The organism is Mycolicibacterium neoaurum ATCC 25795 (assembly GCF_000691525.1).
GTDB classification, from domain to species: Bacteria; Actinomycetota; Actinomycetes; order Mycobacteriales; family Mycobacteriaceae; genus Mycobacterium; species Mycobacterium neoaurum.
Window position 1 is genome coordinate 176,136 of the sequence record NZ_JMDW01000005.1, and the last position, 17,337, is coordinate 193,472.

Genomic DNA, 17,337 nt, shown 5'->3' on the forward strand with positions numbered 1-17,337 from the left:
CCATCGGCTAGAAGCTGCAGGGCAGCGAACGCACGGCGTGCACGAAGTTGCCCGCGACGTAGGACGGTTCGCCGACCTCAAGATCGGGGATCTGGCGCAACAGCTCACCGAAGATCGCCCGCAGCTGCGCCCTGGCGACATGGGCGCCCAGGCAGAAGTGCCGGCCACCGCCGCCGAATCCGACATGCGGGTTGGGGTGCCTGCCGAGATCGAGCCGGTGCGGATCGGTGAACACCTGGCTGTCCCAGTTCGCCGATGAATAGAACATGACGACCTTGTCCCCGGCGGTGATGGTGCGCCCGCCGAGCTCGTAATCGGTGGCGGCAGTGCGCCGGAAGGTCATCACGGGGCTGGCCCACCGCACGAATTCCTCCACCGCGGTTCCGATGCGGTCGTCGAAATCGGCCATCAGCCAGGCGCGTTGGTCGGGGTTGTCGGTCAGCGCCTTCATCGCATGGCTGGTGGTCTGGCGGGTGGTGTCGTTACCGGCTACCGCCAACAGCACGAAGAACGCCGCAACCTCCTGATCGGTCAGGCGCGACCCCTCGACCTCGGCCTGCACCAGCGCGCTGAGCAGGTCGTCACCCGGGTGCTCCCGCCGCTCGGCGGCCAGCGCGAGCGCCACCTGGTGCAGGTACATCTGGTTGGCCACCAGGACCTCCAACGGATTACGACCCGCCAGATACTCCGGATCGGCCCACGAGACCAACGCATCGGCCGCCGCGGCGACCTGATGGCGTTCGGACTCGGGGATGCCGACCATGTCCGACAGGGTGCGGATCGGCAACTCCTTGGCGCACAGGTCGACGAAGTCCGCACCACTGCCCGCGGCCCGCAGCTCGGAGACGATATCGGCGGCGTTGGCCTTGATGGAATCCTCGATGCGGCGCACCTGACGCGGCGTGAACGCCGAATGGACCACCTTGCGGATCTGGGTGTGCCGCGGCGGATCCATCGCCAGGAAGGATTGCGAGGCCTCCAACAGCTCCTGGGGCACGTTCTCGAACAGCACTCCCTGCCCGGACAGGAACACCTCGCTGTTGCGGCTGACCTCGACGACGTCGGCATGCCGGGTCACTGCCCAGTACCCACGGTCTGCCGGATCGGGCATGAGCGAATCCTCGACGGGCGGATGCCAGCTCACGGGGCGCTGGTCCCGCAGCTCGGCGAACGAGATCTCGCGGTCGGCCGCCGTGGTGGCCCAGAACGCCCGAGAGGAGAGGTCGATGGGGTCGAAAGCACGCTCGGTCGTTGTGATCGGTGACACAGTCATGTCGGCGACAATAGGTCTAGACATGTTGTCTAGTCAAGAAGGCCGTGAAGCCGATACGCTGAGCTCATGGCATCGGTGACGCGGGCGAGTCGCAAGCCCCAGGTCAAACGCCAGGAACGCCGCGAGCAGATCGAGCGCCAACTCCTGGAGGCGACGGACCGGCTCATGGCCGGCGGCGCGAGCTTCACCGAGCTCAGCGTGGACAAGCTGGCCACCGAGGCCGGCATCTCCCGGGCCAGCTTCTACATCTACTTCGAGGACAAGGGCGACCTGCTGCGCCGGCTCGCCACCCAGGTGTTCGGGGACCTGACCGCCGATGCGGCGCAATGGTGGACGGTGGCCAACCGGCGCGACCCGGCCGATATCCATGCGTCGATGACGCGGCTGATCGGCAGCTATCGCACACATCAACCGGTGCTGGTTGCGCTCAGCGAGATGGCCGCCTATGACGCCCAGGTCGGCGACACCTACCGCGAGCTGTTGACCGGTATCGCCGCACAATTCACCACCGTCATCGAAGAGGGCCAGGCCGACGGTTCCATCCGCGCCAACCTGCTTCCCGGCCCGACCGCGAGCAGCCTGGTGTGGATGGTCGAGCGGTCGTGCCAACAGAACCTGCCGAACCAGGCGGCGGAATACGATCCCCAACTTGCCACCGCACTGACCGAAATCATCAGGGGTGCCCTGTATCTGGATGGCTGAGCATCAGAAGCGCTCGGGGTGCCAGTAGACATCCTCAGCGGTGCCGTACAGGGCATGATCGACGGCCTGGCGACCCTGTACATATCCGTAATCCTGGTTCGACGACTCGTAGCGCCACCCGCCGAACCGGCCGCGGCTGTAGATGCCATGCGCCAGCAGCAATTTGTCGGCCTCGCGCAGCAGATCGTCGCGCCCGAGCGTCGGCACCGGGTAACCGAAATCCAGTGTCCTGACGAATCGGCCGGCGATCAGCTCCGGATCCGCACCCAGCTTGCACAAAGACGTCACCACACCGTTCACGGCCACCTCTGCGGGCAGCGGCTCGTGCGCGAAAACCGGTACCTCACAAAGGATGTTCCACCGTCCCGGACCGGCATTGGACGGGTCGTAATTGCTCAGCATCGTGGCGCGGTACCACGGCACCGTCTCGTCCGGGCAATACAGCCACGTCTTGTCGGCCAGCGCGGCCGGTGGCTGCCCGGTGAAGCCGATCCCGACCGCATGCAACCGGCTGGCCCGCAGCGACTCGGCGCGATCGATCCCGCCGATCCAGCCGAGCGCGCTGATGATCGGCGCGGTGCTGATGCAATACCGGAACTCCACGGTCGTCCCGTCGTCGAGCCGGGCGACCCGTGCCACCGGATCCACATCGAGCACTGCCGTGCTGAGCCGTACCGAGTTCGGTGTCATCAGTCGGTCATGGACGGCTTGCCACAGCGCGCCGGTCCCACCGACGGGATAGGGAAATGTCGACGCGGCCGGGGGCGCCGTGCCGGCCAGCGCCAGCGTGGGCACATTACGGGCCGTACTACCGCTGCGCAGCGAGGTCCATTGATCGTCGATCTGCTCAAGTGGCAGCGTCCACATCTTGCGGTTGTAGGGCTCGAAGAATTCGTCGTACAGCCGCCGACCGAAGTTGTTGCGGTAGTAGTCGGCCAGATTGTCCACCGGCCCGTCGGGGTCCAGATCCGTTGGCAACTCGGTGAGTTGCTGCTGGATGGGGGTGGCGACCAGACTCTGCGGACCGTCGCCGCGCAACCATACCCAGCCGTTGCGCGTCACATGGTTCAGCGCGATCCCGCTGGCCGCCACAGCCCGGTCGAAATCGGGAAAATGACTGTGCAGCACGTGTCCACCCAGATCCCAGGTGAATCCGGCATCATCGGTGACCGACGCCGACATCCCGCCGACCTGAGGTCCGGCGTCGACGACGAGGTGGTCGATGCCGAGTTCGGTCAACCTGACCGCTGCGCCGATACCGGTGCTACCGGCACCGATGATGAGAAATGTTGGCACTGACTAGAAATCGACGACCTGGCGGATCGGCTCGAATCCCTCGGCGAACGGGCGCCTGCACAGGAATCCATAATGCTCGGCCGAGCTGCGCACCCACGAGGCGCTGACCTTCTCGCTCGCCTCGGCCTGCGACACATGGCACATCAGCGCTTCGATCTTCTTGTCGAGGCAGTCGGAGATGTCGATGAACGAGGTCGGGTTGAAGCCCACCGCCGACGGACCGCCGTAGGCCATGATCGTCGACACCCAGCGCGCGGCACCCATGGTGCACCGCGACACGACACGATGATCCTGGTGACTGTCGTTGGCCATGTGGGTGTAGACCACCGTGGCCGAGACCTTGTCGATGGCGTCCTCGATCAGATGCACCAACTCGAACTCCTGCAGCGACACCCGGCAGTCCAGAAAGCCCTCGCCCCAGATCAGCTTGTCGATCCCGAGCGCATCGGCGGCTGCCTGCTGTTCGGCGACCCGCTGCGACGATTTCCCCGGACCCTCTTCACCACGGGTGACGACGAGCATCGTCACGTGATCCCCCGCAGCAACATGTTTGGCCAGCGCGCCCCCGCAGCCCAGCTCGATATCGTCGGGATGCGCCCCGACCGCGAGAACCGAACGACGTGTCATGCCCCCAGCTTCCACTTTGCTGACACCGAATTGGTGCGAGCATACCCCGGCGTACGGCCGAATGTCCGACTTAGCTCCAAGGAAAGCGTTTGCGGCGTTTATACGACCGATTGCGCGATATGGCAATTTTGACCAAAAGCGCCAGCAAATGGAGTAATTGACGTGTGAACTATTTGCTGGGCGATATTAGCTGATCGACGCGGATGAGAACTTCGGCCTCGGTGTGGCGACGAATCACACCGCGACCAGGTCATCGGCGTGCACCGCCGGCCTACGCAATTCCGGCGGAAGGTCGGGGGTCGACCGGCCGATCATCGCGGTCAGTTCGACCGCGTCATAGGCGACCACCCCGCGAGCGGCCACCGCCCCATCGGGCCCGCGCAGTTCCACGACGTCACCGCCGTGAAAACGGCCCGACACCGCGGTGATCCCGGCAGGCAACAGCGAACGTCGCCGCGTGACGACCGCACGCACGGCGCCCTCGTCGAGGGTCAGGACACCGGTCGCTTCTGCGGCGTAACGGACCCAGAACCGGCGCGCTGACATCCGCTCCGGTCGAGGCGCGAACACCGTACCCACCGACGCGTCGGACAGTGCTGCTGCGGCATCGGCGGCCGCGGCCAACAGCACCGGGACACCGGCATCGGCAGCCAGCAGCGCCGAGGAAAGTTTGGAGGCCATCCCACCGGTGCCCAGGCTGCTACCCCGGCCCGCCACGACTCCGTCGAGGTCACCGTCTGCGGCCACCTCGGGGATGAACCGCGCCGGGTTGTCGGCGGTGGCCTTGCGCGGATCCCCGTCGTACAGCCCATCGATATCGGAGAGCAACACCAGTGCGTCGGCACCCACCAGCTGGGCGACCAGCGCCGAGAGCCGGTCGTTGTCACCGAACCGGATCTCATTGGTGGCGACGGTGTCGTTCTCGTTGACGATCGCCACCGCGTGCAGGGCGCGCAACCGGTCGAGGGTGCGCTGGGCGTTGTTGTGCTGTACCCGCATCGCGATATCGTGCGCGGTCAGCAGCACCTGGCCGACCGTACGGTCGAACCGGGCGAACGCCGTGCTCCAGGCATTCACCAGAGCCACCTGACCGACGCTGGCGGCGGCCTGTTTGGTCGCCAGATCGGTGGGCCGCCGGGACAGCCCCAACGGCTCGATTCCGGCGGCGATGGCTCCGGAGGAGACGATCACGACATCCGAGCCCGCCCGCATCCGGCTCTCGATCGCCTCCACCAGGGCGGCCAGCCTGCCCGCGTCGAACACGCCGGTGGGTGTGGTCAACGCGGTGGTGCCGATCTTGACGACGACGCTGCGGGCGGTCCTGATGGCGTCCCGGTACGTCGAGGGCAGGCTCATTCCCGGTGCTCCCGACGTGCCTTCCGTGCCGCCTTGCGCTCGTCGGCAGATACCCGCTCGGTCTGTTCGAGGCGCACATCGGTGCCGCGGCCGGACATCATGGTGTCGACACCGGCCGGGGTCTGCGGCTCCCAGTCGAAGGTGACATCGCCGATCGTCACCGCGCACCCGGGAGTGGCGCCCTGCTTGACCAGTTCGTCCTCCACACCCAACCTGGCGAGCCGGTCGCCGAGGTAACCGACCGCCTCGTCGTTGTCGAAAGCGGTTTGCGCGATCCAGCGTTCGGGGCGGGTGCCGCGCACCACGAAACCACCCTGGCCGTCCGGGGTGACGGTGAAGCCCGTCTCGTCGATCGCGACGGGGCGGATCACCGGTCGACGTGGCGCCACCTCCGGCTGCGCCGCCCGATACGCCGCGACCATCTCCCACAGCCCGAAGATCAGGGGGCGCAAGCCATCTCGGCTGACCGTCGAGATCTCGAACACCGGCCAGCCGTACTTCTCGACGACGTCTTCGCGCACGAACTCGGCGAGCTCACGCGCATCGGGCACGTCGATCTTGTTCAACACCACCGCCCGTGGCCGGTCGGCGAGATCACCGAGGGTGGTATCGCCTTGGAGGGTCGGCTGGTAGGCCGCCAACTCGGCCTCGAGTGCGTCGATGTCGGAGATCGGATCCCTACCGGGTTCCAGGGTGGCGCAGTCCACGACGTGCACGAGCACGGCACACCGTTCGATGTGGCGCAGGAAATCCAGGCCGAGACCGCGACCATCCGAGGCGCCGGGGATGAGGCCGGGCACGTCGGCGACGGTGAAGGTGTGTTCCCCCGCGGACACCACGCCGAGGTTGGGGACGAGGGTGGTGAAGGGATAGTCGGCGATCTTGGGCTTGGCCGCCGAGATGGTGGACACCAGCGACGATTTCCCGGCGGAGGGGAACCCGACCAGGCCGACATCGGCGACCGTCTTCAGTTCCAGGGTCAGATCGCGGATCTGCCCCTTCTCCCCCAACAACGCAAACCCGGGGGCCTTACGCGCACGGGATGCCAACGCCGCGTTGCCGAGTCCGCCGCGGCCGCCCATCGCGGCCTCGAACCGGGTGCCTGCCCCGACGAGATCGGCGATCAACTTGCCGTCGGCATCGAGCACGACCGTGCCGTCGGGCACATGGACTTCGAGGTCGGCGCCTGCGGCACCGTCACGGTTGCTGCCGGCACCGGGCTTACCGGAGGGTGCCACGACGTGCGGATGGAAGTGGAAATCGAGCAGGGTGTGCACCTGAGGGTCCACCACCAGCACGACGCTGCCGCCGCGGCCACCGTTCCCGCCGTCTGGGCCGCCGAGCGGTTTGAACTTCTCTCGATGCACCGAGGCGCAACCGTTACCACCGTTACCGGCCTGGGCGTGGATGACCACACGGTCCACAAACCGGGGCATTGCGGGTCCTTCCGATGAAAACAGTGAAGCTGCTGCGAGTGTTCTCTAGAGAACTCGCAGCAGCTTCACTGTTCGTTGATACGGTCCCTGGAGGACGTCCTAAATAACTCAGGCCTCCGAGCGGACGAGGCGGACGATGTTGACCGTCCGGCGACCGCGCTTGGCGCCGAATTCGACCACACCGGGGGCGGTGGCGAACAGGGTGTCGTCGCCGCCACGACCGACGTTCACGCCGGGATGGAAATGGGTGCCGCGCTGACGGACGAGGATCTCGCCGGCCTTGACGACCTGGCCGCCGAAGCGCTTGACGCCGAGCCGCTGGGCGGCTGAGTCGCGACCGTTGCGTGAGCTGGATGCGCCCTTCTTATGTGCCATGTCTGACGACCCCTTACTTGATTCCGGTGACCTTGAGCACGGTCAGCTGCTGACGGTGCCCCTGGCGCTTGTGGTAGCCGGTCTTGTTCTTGAACTTGTGGATGCGGATCTTCGGGCCCTTGGTGTGCTCCAGGACCTCGGCGGCCACGGCGACCTTGGCCAGGTCGTCGGCCGAGGTGGTCACCTTGGAACCGGCGACGACCAGGGCGACCGGCAGCGAGACAGAGGCGCCGGGCTCGGTCTCCAGCTTCTCGACCTTGACAATGTCACCGACGGCGACCTTGTACTGCTTGCCGCCAGTCTTGACGATTGCGTACGTGGCGTTATCGGCTGCCATCGTGGATCTACCTCTGCTTCGTTCATCTGGGCGCGCGCATTATGGAACATGCACGTGCGGGTCTTGGGTGCGGGCCGAGCCAGCAGTTGCGGCTGCAAGCCCCGCGACAACTGGTCAAGGGTACGTGAGCAGCGTGGACAGGGTCAAACCGGCTGCTCGCCGTCAGTCCTCCCCTACCGGCGGGCCCGCCGGACGTGCCGCAGCACGGCGGCGCGGCCTGCGGACGGGGGCGACGACGGGCTCGACATCCTCGTCCGAGTCGTCCTCATCCGAATCGTCCTCATCCGAGTCGTCGTCGTCATCTTCGTCATCATCGTCATCGTCGAACTCGTCGTCCGAATCGTCATCGTCCGAATCGTCGTCCGAATCGTCGTCATCATCATCGTCGTCCAGGACGTCGATATCGTCGTCGATTCCCACCACGGCATCGTCGTCATCGGAATTGTCGTCATCGGAATCATCGGTGTCGTCCGAATCGTCATCGCCAGAATCGGTCGATTCCAGGTCCTCATCGACGGGTCCGCTGTCGAACCCATCGCCGCGCGGACCCTGGTCTTCGGCCTGTTCGGTGCCGTCGATCTCGAGCGACTCGTCGGTCTGGTCCTCGTCACCCTCTTCGCGGCCGGCCGCAGCCATCGCCTTGAACATCGGATGCTCACCCGAGGCGTGCGACGGCACCTTCGCCATCTGGATGGATTCCTGCGGCTCTTCGGGCTTGCCGCCCTTCTTCCCGCGCTTACCGCGACGGCCACCGCCGCCACCGTTACCGCCATTGCCGCCGCCGGAATCCGACTTGCGGCCATTACCGCTGGGCGCACCCGAATCCACCGGATCGGCATGCAGCACGATCCCGCGACCGGCACAGTGACTGCAGGTCGTCGAGAACGCCTCGATCAGCCCGGTGCCCAGCTTCTTACGGGTCAGCTGCACCAGCCCCAGCGAGGTCACCTCGGACACCTGATGGCGGGTCCGGTCCCGCGCGAGGGCCTCGGTCAGCCGGCGCAGCACCAGGTCGCGGTTGGACTCCAACACCATGTCGATGAAGTCGATGACGATGATCCCGCCGATATCGCGCAACCGGAGCTGGCGGACGACCTCCTCGGCCGCTTCCAGGTTGTTGCGGGTCACGGTCTGCTCCAGGTTGCCCCCGGAACCGGTGAACTTGCCCGTGTTGACGTCGACGACGGTCATCGCCTCGGTGCGGTCTATCACCAGCGTGCCGCCCGAGGGCAGCCACACCTTGCGGTCCATGGCCTTGGCCAGCTGTTCGTCGATGCGGTGCACTGCGAACACGTCCGGCCCGTCCGGCGAGCTGGGCTCGTACTTCGTCATTCGCGGGACGAGTTCGGGTGCCACCGAATTCACGTAGTCGTTGATGGTGTTCCACGCCTCGTCACCCGAGACGATCAACCCGGAGAAATCCTCGTTGAACAGGTCCCTGATGACCTTGACGAGCACATCGGGCTCCTCGTAGAGGGCCACGGCTGCGCCGGCCTTCTTCGCGGTCACCTCGGCGGCACTCGCCTCGATCTGGGCCCACCGCTCCTGCAACCGGTTCACATCGGTGCGGATATCGGATTCCTTGACGCCCTCGGACGCGGTGCGAATGATGACCCCGGCTCCGGCAGGGACCACCTCCTTGAGGATCTCCTTGAGGCGCTGGCGCTCGGTGTCGGGCAGCTTGCGGCTGATCCCGGTCGACGAGGCCCCCGGCACGTAGACGAGGTAGCGACCGGCCAGCGAGACCTGGGTGGTCAGTCGGGCGCCCTTGTGCCCGACGGGGTCCTTGCTGACCTGGACCACGACGTAATCGCCGGGTTTGAGGGCCTGCTCGATCTTGCGCTGGGCGCCACCGAGGCCGGCAGCCTCCCAGTTGACCTCGCCCGCGTAGAGCACACCGTTGCGGCCGCGGCCGATGTCGACGAAGGCCGCCTCCATCGAGGGCAGCACGTTCTGGACGATGCCGAGGTAGATGTTGCCGACAAGGGACGCCGAAGCGGCCGACGTCACGAAGTGCTCGACGACGACACCGTCCTCCAGCACCGCGATCTGGGTGTACCGCGCGCCCTCGTGCGGCGGTTCTGTGCGGACCTTGTCGCGCACGATCATGGTGCGCTCGACCGCCTCGCGGCGGGCCAGGAACTCGGCCTCGCTCAGGATCGGTGGGCGACGACGGCCGGCATCGCGGCCGTCGCGGCGGCGCTGCCGTTTGGCCTCCAGTCGGGTCGAGCCCGAGATGCCCTGGATCTCGTCGGGGTCTTTTCCGTCGCGGGATGAGGCCGCCTTGGACCGCGGCGCACGCTCGTGCACGACGGTGTTGGGCGGATCGTCGGGAGCGCCGTTGTCATCGGAGTCGGCCGAGCCGGACTTGCGGCGGCGGCGACGCCGGCGGCGACGGGTGCCCGCCTCACCGGTGCCGTCCTCACCACTGTCCTCGTCGGAGTCCTCGCCGTCACCTGAATCAGCGGCATCATCGGAGTCGTCGGCGCCTTCGGTGACCGACTCTGCCGGCTCGCCGTCGGCGTCGGCCTCGGCATCGCCGTCCTCGCCGTCCTCGACGTTCTGCTCACCGCGGCCACGGCCACGGCCACGGCGACCGCGGCGCCGCCGCCGCGCGGCGGGACGTTCGGAATCGTCACCGTCGCCGTCGGCATCATCGGCGTCGCCGTCGGTATCGGTGTCCTCGGGGTCCCCGGCCGGTTCGGCTGCCACGGGACGCGGTGCGAATTCGACTGGCTGCGGGGCCACGAACAACGGCATGTACGCGGCGGGCTCTTCGGCCGGCGGCGAGCTGGGCGGCGCTTCGAGGAGCAGCCGGGACTCCGGTTCCTCGACCGCCGGTGCCGCGAACACGGTGTCGGTCGCGGGCACCTCGGTGATGGTCTCTTCGACGACGACCATCTCTGCCGGGGTGCTGACCTCGACGACGGTGTCCGCGACGACGGTCTCCACGACGGGGGGCGCCTCGGCGGGAGTCTCGACTACAGGGGTCTCCACGGCCGGGCTCTCCACCGCGGAGGCGGTCGCCTCGGCGTTGAGCACCTCGCGGACGCGCTCGGCTTCTTCACGTGCGACGGTCGAGTGCGGGCTGCGCGCACGGCCGTCGAGTTGGGCAAGTGCGTCCACGATCCGCTTGCTGGTGGTGCCGAGCACCCTGGCCAGCGAGTGGACTCTCAGCTTCGCCGGCAGTTCCTCGCTGTGCGCGGTGTTTTCAGGTAGGTCTGTGTTGGGGGCATCTTCGGCCACGAATTCTCCTCAAGCCCCCGGGCGCGTCCGATGACGCGGCCACGCGAGGGCTTCCGCTATGGGTCCGGGGAACTTCTCCCGAACTTGTTATGGTCTCGCCCCGAGGGATCCATGACGAACCCGTTCGGCGCCTGGCTGAATGATGGCTGGACGCTCTGGCGCCGCACCGCTTGCGCGATGGTCGCACTCGTCGAAGTCTTCATCCGGGTTCCCGGCCCCTGTGTGGCGCCGGTCTCCCGAGGTCAGTATCCCATATCGCGCGCCCGGATCTGACCAAGGCGGCGAAAGCGGGCGCTAAGCGCCGGTCAGACCGGGGAACCAGAGCGCGATTTCCCGCGCAGCCGACTCGGGCGAGTCGGAGCCGTGCACCAGGTTCTCCTGGGTCACCGTGGCGAAGTCGCCGCGGATGGTGCCGGGCGTGGCCTTCTCGACCGGATCGGTGCCGCCGGCGATCTGACGGAACGCGGCAATGGCTCGCGGACCCTCGACGACCGCGGCCACAACCGGCCCGGAGGTGATGAATTCCAGCAGCGATCCGAAGAACGGCTTGCCGTCGTGCTCGGCGTAATGCTGCCGGGCCAGATCGTCGCTGACGGTCTTGAGTTCCAGCGCCGCGAAGGTCAGGCCCTTGCGCTCGATCCGGCCGAGGACCTCACCGATCAGGTTCCGCTGTACGCCGTCGGGCTTGATCAACACGAGAGTCCGCTCAGTCACGGCGCATAGCCTACCGGGCAGTAACGACTACTCGGCGTCGGGTCGGCGGGCGGCCTGCTGCGAGGGGAGCTGACCGCGATCCTGGCGCCGCTTCACCTCGGCACGCAGGTAGATGATCAGGGCCCACACCGCGGCGAACACCACTCCGATGAAGCCGATGGCGGCATGTATCAACGCGCCGGCGATCAGCACGAACTGCACCCCGAGGTTGACCCAGATGATGCCCGGCCTGCCCTGCACGCCCGACATGAGCACCAGCACCACGGCCGCACCGATCAGGAAACCGCCGCTGGCCGCCGTCAATCCGGCCGCACCGTTGGCCACCACCGGCAGCGCCAGCAACGCCACGATGGCTTCCAGGATCAAGGTGCCGGCCATGATGCCGCGGAAGCTCTTCCACGGATCGGGAGGTGCGGCGGGTGGGACCGGACGTTCGTTGGCGTCACTCATCTGGCTGCCTCGCAGGCTCGGCTGTCACATGTCCGACTGTCTGTTCGCTCGCAAGCGTCGCTCATGTCAGGCGGGGTCCTTCCCGAACAGGGTGCGAGCCGCACCGGCCGTGACGACGGAACCGGTGATGACCATTCCGCTACCGGAGAAACCCTCTCCATCGTTGCCGGACTCCTCGACCAGCGCGGTGGCTGCCTCGATCGCGTCGGGCAGCGTGGCAGCGGTGAGCACCCGGTCCGGCCCGAAGCGTTCTTCGGCTCGCGCCGCCAGCGTCTCCACATCCAACGCCCGCGGTGATCCGTTGTGGGTGACCACCAGCATGTCGAAGGCCGGCTCAAGGGCCGCCAGGATGCCGTCGACATCCTTATCGGCCATCACCGAGATCACGCCGACCAGATAACGGAAGTCGAACTCGGCGGCCAGCGCCTGGGTCAGGGCGGCGGCACCGGCCGGATTGTGCGCGGCATCGACGAACACCGTCGGCGCGCTACGGACCCGTTCCAGCCGGCCCGGACTGGACACCGACGCGAATCCGGCACGTACCGCGTCGATATCGAGCTGACGCTGCGAACCGGCTCCGAAGAACGCCTCCACCGCGGCCAGCGCCAGGACCGCGTTGTGCGCCTGATGCTCGCCGTGCAACGGCAGGAATATCTCGTCGTACACACCGCCGAGGCCCTGCAGGGTGAGCAGCTGACCACCGATCGCGATCTGGCGATCCAACACCGCGAATTCCGAATCTTCCCGTGCCACAGCGGCATCGGCGCGCACCGTTTCGGCGAGCAACACCTCCATGGCCTCTGGAGGCTGGCGCGCGATGAGGGCGACCGTGTCGGTCGGGATGAGCGCGTCCTGCTGCTTGTGGATGATGCCGGCCTTCTCCCCTGCTATCTCGGCGATGGTGTCTCCGAGATAGTCGGTGTGGTCCAGCCCGATCGGGGTGATGACCGCGACCGGGGCCTCGACGACATTGGTCGCATCCCACCGCCCACCCAGTCCGGTTTCGATGACGGCAACGTCGACAGGCGCGTCGGCGAAGGCCGCGAACGCCATCGCGGTGAGCACCTCGAACTTGCTCATCTTGGGGCCGCCGCCGGCTTCGGACTGCTGGTCGACGAGCTCGACGAACGGTTCGATCTCGCGATAGGTCGCCACGTATTCGGCTGGACTGATCGGCTTTCCGTCGATGGAGATGCGTTCGACCGCGGACTGCAGGTGCGGGCTGGTGGTGCGACCTGTGCGCCGGTGCAGCGCGATCAACAGCGCGTCGATGATGCGGGCCACCGAGGTCTTGCCGTTGGTACCGGCGATGTGGATCGAGGGGTACGCGCGCTGGGGCGCGCCCAGCAGTTCCAGCAGCGCGACGATCCGCGTGGTGCTGGGCTCGATCTTGGTCTCCGGCCAACGCTGGTCGAGTAGGTGCTCCACCTGCAGCAGCGCGGCGACCTGATCGGGGGTGGGTTGGCTCATGCGCGATCCGCTCCGCTGCTCGCTGGTCTCATTTCAGGTCGGCGAGTCGCGCGGTGATCCGTTCGACCTCCTCGGCCGCCAGCTGTTGCCGACCCTTGATCTTCTCGACGACGTTCTCGGGCGCCTTGGCCAGGAATTCGGCGTTACCGAGCTTGCCCGTGGTCTGCGCGAGTTCCTTCTGCGCGGCGGCCAGATCCTTCTCCAGGCGGCGCTTCTCGGCGGCCACGTCCACGGTCCCCGAGGTGTCCAGCTCGACGGTGACCGTGCCCGTGGTCAACCGCACCTCGACCGCTGCCGAGGCGGCGAAACCCTCGGCGGGGTCGGTCAGCCACGCCAGCGCGGTGACGGCTGGCAGCTGTGACTCGATATCGCTGGTATCGAGGCCGGTCAACCGCGCGGGCACCTTCTGCCGGTCGGCCAGCCCCTGATCGCTGCGGAACCGGCGCACCTCGGTGACCAGCTTCTGCATATCGGTGATGCGTCGGGTTGCGGTGGCGTCCACGCTGTGCGCGGTCGCCGTCGGCCAGTCGGCGATGACGACCGACTCACCTCCGGTGAGGGTTTTCCACAGCGTCTCGGTGACAAACGGCATGACCGGGTGCAGCAACTTCAGCAACGTGTCGAGCACCGCGGCCAGAACCGCACCGGTGTGCGAATGGCCCTGTGCGAGCTGAACCTTCGCCAATTCCAGGTACCAGTCGCAGAACTCGTCCCAGGCGAAGTGATACAGCGACTCGCACGCCCGGCTGAACTCGTAGGCCTCCAGCGCGGCATCGGCCTCGGCACGCACCTCCTCGAGGCGCCCGAGGATCCAGCGGTCGGCATCGGTGAGCTGGGTGGCGCTCGGCAGATCGGTCAGTTCGGCGCCGTTCATCAATGCGAACTTGGTGGCGTTGAACAGTTTGGTGGCGAAGTTTCGCGAGGCGCGGGCGTGGTCTTCACCGATGGACAGGTCACCGCCCGGGCTCGCACCGCGGGCCAGGGTGAACCGCAGCGCGTCGGCGCCGAACTTCTCGACCCAGTCCAGCGGATCGATGCCGTTGCCCTTGGACTTACTCATCTTGCGGCCGAACTCGTCACGGATCAGGCCGTGCAGGAACACATTCTCGAACGGGACCTGCGGCCTGCCGGTCGACGGAGCCGGCACGGCGTCGTCCCCGGAGACGAAGGTGCCGAACATCATCATCCGCGCCACCCAGAAGAACAGGATGTCGTAGCCGGTGACCAGAACCGTTGTGGGATAGAACTTCTGCAGCTCGGGCGTGGCCTCCGGCCAGCCCATCGTCGAGAACGGCCACAGCGCCGAGGAGAACCAGGTGTCCAGGACATCGGGATCCTGTTCCCACCCCGGCGGTGGGGTCTCGTCGGGGCCGAGGCAGACCTGCTGACCGTCGGGCCCGTGCCAGATCGGGATGCGGTGGCCCCACCACAGCTGACGCGAGATACACCAGTCGTGCATGTTGTCGACCCAGGCGAACCAGCGAGGCTCCAGGCTGGCGGGGTGGATCACGGTGTCGCCCTTGCGGACCGCGTCACCGGCGGCCTTGGCCAGGGCCTCGACCTTGACCCACCATTGCAGGCTCAATCGGGGTTCGATCGGTTCACCACTGCGCTCGGAGTGACCGACGCTGTGCAGGTACGGTCGCTTCTCGGCGACGATGCGTCCCTCGGCGGCCAATGCCTCGCGCACCGCCACGCGCGCGGCAAAGCGGTCCATACCGTCGAAGCGCGTCCCGGTGCCGGTGATGGCGCCGGTGGTGTCGAGGATGGACGGCATCGGCAGGTTGTGCCGCAACCCGATCTCGAAGTCGTTCGGGTCGTGGGCCGGGGTGACTTTCACTGCGCCGGTGCCGAACTCGGGGTCGACGTGGGCGTCGGCCACGATGACGATCTCGCGGTCCAGGTATGGATGCGGCAGCGTGGTGCCCACCAGTGCGCGATAACGCTCGTCGTCCGGATGCACCGCCACCGCGGTGTCGCCGAGCATGGTCTCCAACCGGGTGGTGGCCACCACGATGTGCGGCTCGTCATCGTTCATCGAGCCGTACCGGAACGAGACGAGCTCGCCCTCGACATCCTCGTATTTGACCTCGAGATCGGAGATGGCGGTCTGCAACACCGGCGACCAGTTGACCAAGCGCTCGGCCTGATAGATCAGCCCCGCGTCGTAGAGCCGTTTGAAGATGGTGCGCACGGCCCGAGAAAGGCCTTCGTCCATGGTGAACCGGTCACGACTCCAGTCGACACCATCGCCGAGCCTGCGCATCTGCCCGCCGATCGTGCCGCCGGACTCGCGCTTCCAGTCCCAGACCCGCTCGATGAAAAGCTCGCGTCCGAGGTCTTCTTTGGTCTTGCCATCTGCCACGAGCTGCTTCTCCACCACCGACTGGGTGGCGATACCGGCATGGTCCATGCCCGGCAGCCAGAGCACCTCGTAGCCCTGCATGCGGCGACGACGGGTCAGCGCATCCATCAGGGTGTGGTCCAGGGCATGCCCCATGTGCAGGCTGCCGGTCACATTCGGCGGCGGCAAAACGATGGAATACGGCGGTTTGTCGCTACCGGGATCCGCGGTGAAATAGCCGGCGTCGACCCAACCCTGGTACAGGTCGCTTTCTACCGCACCCGGCTCCCAGGATTTGGGCAGGGCATCGGCACGCGAAGAGGGGCTGGCAGTCACCTGGCCATTCTAGGAAGGCCGGTCGAGCAGATGCCGACGGCCCACCTTTGACCCAGCCGGCGCCGCGGCCGCACGGCACGGCCGGGTGCGGCGCCGCTCAGTCGAGTCGCGCCGTCTCCAGGGTGACCCCGGCCGCCGGTAGCCGGGTGAGCAGCGCCGAACCGGCCGCCGCGGCCGGCGTCAGCACACCGCGCAGATCCGAGAGCTGGTCACGGTCCAACGCCAAGGCCAGACCGCATTCGGCGAGCAGCACCGCGGTGGCCTTGTACCCCGGGTCGCCCTGCTGGGCGATGGTCGCCCGGTACCGGGCGCCGGTGCTGGTCGTGGTGTAGGTCTCGATGCGGTAGTGCCCGTTGTCGCGGGTGCGCTCGCTGGGTCCGCTGCCCGGCTTCGGCAGGATGCGCTCCAGCAATCCCGTGGGCACCTTGTTGATATAGCGGCTGCCCAGACTGAAGGTCGCCACGCTGGCGGCGGTCTCCAGCGCCGCCGCCGCGGGCGCCAACACCGAGGAGCCCAGGCTCATCTGCTCGGCATAGCGGAAGTTGCGCCCGTACGCCCAATCCAACAGCGCGTTGCTGCGGCGCACGATGCGCGAGTTCGGCGCGGCCATCGCGAACGCACCGGTCCAGATGCCGTCCAGTTCGGGCGCGATATCGCGTCCACGCCGCCAGGGGTTGTCGGACTGATGGCCCAGTTCCGGCTCCGCTCCGCGGTCGGTGGTGAGCGTGTACGGATCCTCCAGGTCGCGGCGGGCCTGCGGATCCTCGGCCGCGGTCCGCATGAACTCGATCATCGAGGCGGCGGTTCCGCCCGAGACCCCGCCGGCGAAGGTGCGCAACACCAGGTTGGTCTCGGTCAGCTCACCGGCGCCGTCGGCGGTCACCCGGTCGTGCAACGCGTACACGCTGATATCCGATGGCACCGAGTCGAATCCGCAGGAATGCACGATCCGCGCGCCGGTGTCGACGGCCTGCTTGTGGAACTGTTCGGCGCTGTCCCTGATGAACAGCGTCTCCCCGGTGAGGTCGGCGTAATCGGTGCCTGCAGCGGCGCACGCCTGCACCAGCGGCAGCCCGTATTTGGTGTAGGGGCCGACGGTGGTGATGACGACCTGGGTGCGGGCGGCCATATCGGCCAGTGTCGACGGCGAGTCGGCGTCGGCCTCGACGAGCTGCCAGTCCTCGGCCTTGGGTCCGAGGCTGTCACGGACGTCACGCACCTTGGTCAGCGAACGTCCGGCCAGCGCGATCCGCGCCCCCGAGTCGGCCAGTGCCAGGTACTGCGCGGTGAGTTTTCCCGCGAAGCCGGTGGCGCCGTACAGGACGATGTCGAATTCGCGCTGCGGTGAGGTCGGAGAGTTCGGCGAGGTCATGAA

At 67.2% G+C, this 17,337-nt stretch carries 13 protein-coding genes and 1 pseudogene; 1 reads left to right on the forward strand and 13 read right to left on the reverse strand.

All coding sequences use genetic code 11. From position 1 onward, the window contains the following. Positions 1-7 precede the first annotated feature (7 nt). Positions 8-1,273 carry a cytochrome P450 gene (locus tag IC40_RS0105160; RefSeq protein WP_030133684.1) on the reverse strand — a complete coding sequence of 422 codons (1,266 nt, stop codon included), beginning with the start codon at positions 1,271-1,273 and terminating at the stop codon, positions 8-10. 66 nt (positions 1,274-1,339) lie between these two features. Here IC40_RS0105160 and IC40_RS0105165 point away from each other — a divergent pair, with 66 nt between their 5' ends. Further along, positions 1,340-1,975, forward strand: coding sequence for a TetR/AcrR family transcriptional regulator (locus tag IC40_RS0105165; RefSeq protein WP_030133685.1), 636 nt, complete (start codon positions 1,340-1,342; stop codon positions 1,973-1,975). Positions 1,976-1,978: 3 nt separating this feature from the next. On the opposite strand, the gene IC40_RS0105170 is transcribed toward IC40_RS0105165, so the two are convergent. The 12 genes and pseudogenes from IC40_RS0105170 to IC40_RS0105225 all read right to left on the reverse strand — a co-directional run bounded on the left by IC40_RS0105170 (position 1,979) and on the right by IC40_RS0105225 (position 17,334). Then, positions 1,979-3,271 (reverse strand): protoporphyrinogen/coproporphyrinogen oxidase, encoded by a 1,293-nt coding sequence (locus IC40_RS0105170; RefSeq protein ID WP_030133686.1) that lies wholly within the window; start codon positions 3,269-3,271, stop codon positions 1,979-1,981. A gap of 3 nt (positions 3,272-3,274) precedes the next feature. Then, entirely contained in the window at positions 3,275-3,898 is a 624-nt protein-coding gene (locus tag IC40_RS0105175) for a PIG-L deacetylase family protein (protein ID WP_030133687.1), read from the reverse strand. Between the two features lie 234 nt (positions 3,899-4,132). Continuing rightward, positions 4,133-5,254, reverse strand: a complete 1,122-nt coding sequence (gene proB / locus IC40_RS0105180; protein WP_030133688.1) for a glutamate 5-kinase — start codon at positions 5,252-5,254, stop codon at positions 4,133-4,135. Further along, a complete protein-coding gene (obgE, locus tag IC40_RS0105185; protein WP_030133689.1) occupies positions 5,251-6,690 on the reverse strand; it encodes a GTPase ObgE in 1,440 nt (479 codons plus the stop codon). Before obgE ends, proB begins: the two co-directional genes overlap by 4 nt. A 108-nt stretch (positions 6,691-6,798) precedes the next feature. Then, positions 6,799-7,065, reverse strand: coding sequence for a 50S ribosomal protein L27 (rpmA, locus tag IC40_RS0105190; RefSeq protein WP_019513236.1), 267 nt, complete (start codon positions 7,063-7,065; stop codon positions 6,799-6,801). A gap of 13 nt (positions 7,066-7,078) precedes the next feature. Continuing rightward, on the reverse strand, positions 7,079-7,402 hold the full coding sequence (rplU, locus tag IC40_RS0105195) for a 50S ribosomal protein L21 (protein ID WP_019513235.1): 324 nt from the start codon (positions 7,400-7,402) through the stop codon (positions 7,079-7,081). Between the two features lie 162 nt (positions 7,403-7,564). After that, positions 7,565-10,648, reverse strand: a complete 3,084-nt coding sequence (gene rne / locus IC40_RS0105200) for a ribonuclease E (RefSeq protein WP_030133690.1) — start codon at positions 10,646-10,648, stop codon at positions 7,565-7,567. Positions 10,649-10,942: 294 nt separating this feature from the next. Next, positions 10,943-11,362 (reverse strand): nucleoside-diphosphate kinase, encoded by a 420-nt coding sequence (gene ndk / locus IC40_RS0105205; protein ID WP_030133691.1) that lies wholly within the window; start codon positions 11,360-11,362, stop codon positions 10,943-10,945. Positions 11,363-11,389: 27 nt separating this feature from the next. After that, on the reverse strand, positions 11,390-11,812 hold the full coding sequence (locus tag IC40_RS0105210) for a DUF4233 domain-containing protein (protein WP_030133692.1): 423 nt from the start codon (positions 11,810-11,812) through the stop codon (positions 11,390-11,392). Positions 11,813-11,878: 66 nt separating this feature from the next. Further along, positions 11,879-13,291: pseudogene (gene folC / locus IC40_RS0105215) on the reverse strand (bifunctional tetrahydrofolate synthase/dihydrofolate synthase); the annotation flags it as partial. Positions 13,292-13,310: 19 nt separating this feature from the next. Next, positions 13,311-15,962 carry a valine--tRNA ligase gene (locus IC40_RS0105220; RefSeq protein ID WP_030133694.1) on the reverse strand — a complete coding sequence of 884 codons (2,652 nt, stop codon included), beginning with the start codon at positions 15,960-15,962 and terminating at the stop codon, positions 13,311-13,313. Positions 15,963-16,059: 97 nt separating this feature from the next. Then, positions 16,060-17,334, reverse strand: a complete 1,275-nt coding sequence (locus IC40_RS0105225; RefSeq protein ID WP_030133695.1) for a saccharopine dehydrogenase family protein — start codon at positions 17,332-17,334, stop codon at positions 16,060-16,062. Positions 17,335-17,337: the final 3 nt, after the last annotated feature.

Coding starts and splice junctions, on each gene's coding strand:
- IC40_RS0105160 (WP_030133684.1), bottom strand. CDS start 1,273: ATGACTGTGTCACCGATCACAACGACCGAGCGTGCTTTCGACCCCATC.
- rpmA (WP_019513236.1), bottom strand. CDS start 7,065: ATGGCACATAAGAAGGGCGCATCCAGCTCACGCAACGGTCGCGACTCA.
- rplU (WP_019513235.1), bottom strand. CDS start 7,402: ATGGCAGCCGATAACGCCACGTACGCAATCGTCAAGACTGGCGGCAAG.
- obgE (WP_030133689.1), bottom strand. CDS start 6,690: ATGCCCCGGTTTGTGGACCGTGTGGTCATCCACGCCCAGGCCGGTAAC.
- IC40_RS0105225 (WP_030133695.1), bottom strand. CDS start 17,334: ATGACCTCGCCGAACTCTCCGACCTCACCGCAGCGCGAATTCGACATC.
- IC40_RS0105165 (WP_030133685.1), top strand. CDS start 1,340: ATGGCATCGGTGACGCGGGCGAGTCGCAAGCCCCAGGTCAAACGCCAG.
- proB (WP_030133688.1), bottom strand. CDS start 5,254: ATGAGCCTGCCCTCGACGTACCGGGACGCCATCAGGACCGCCCGCAGC.
- IC40_RS0105175 (WP_030133687.1), bottom strand. CDS start 3,898: ATGACACGTCGTTCGGTTCTCGCGGTCGGGGCGCATCCCGACGATATC.
- IC40_RS0105210 (WP_030133692.1), bottom strand. CDS start 11,812: ATGAGTGACGCCAACGAACGTCCGGTCCCACCCGCCGCACCTCCCGAT.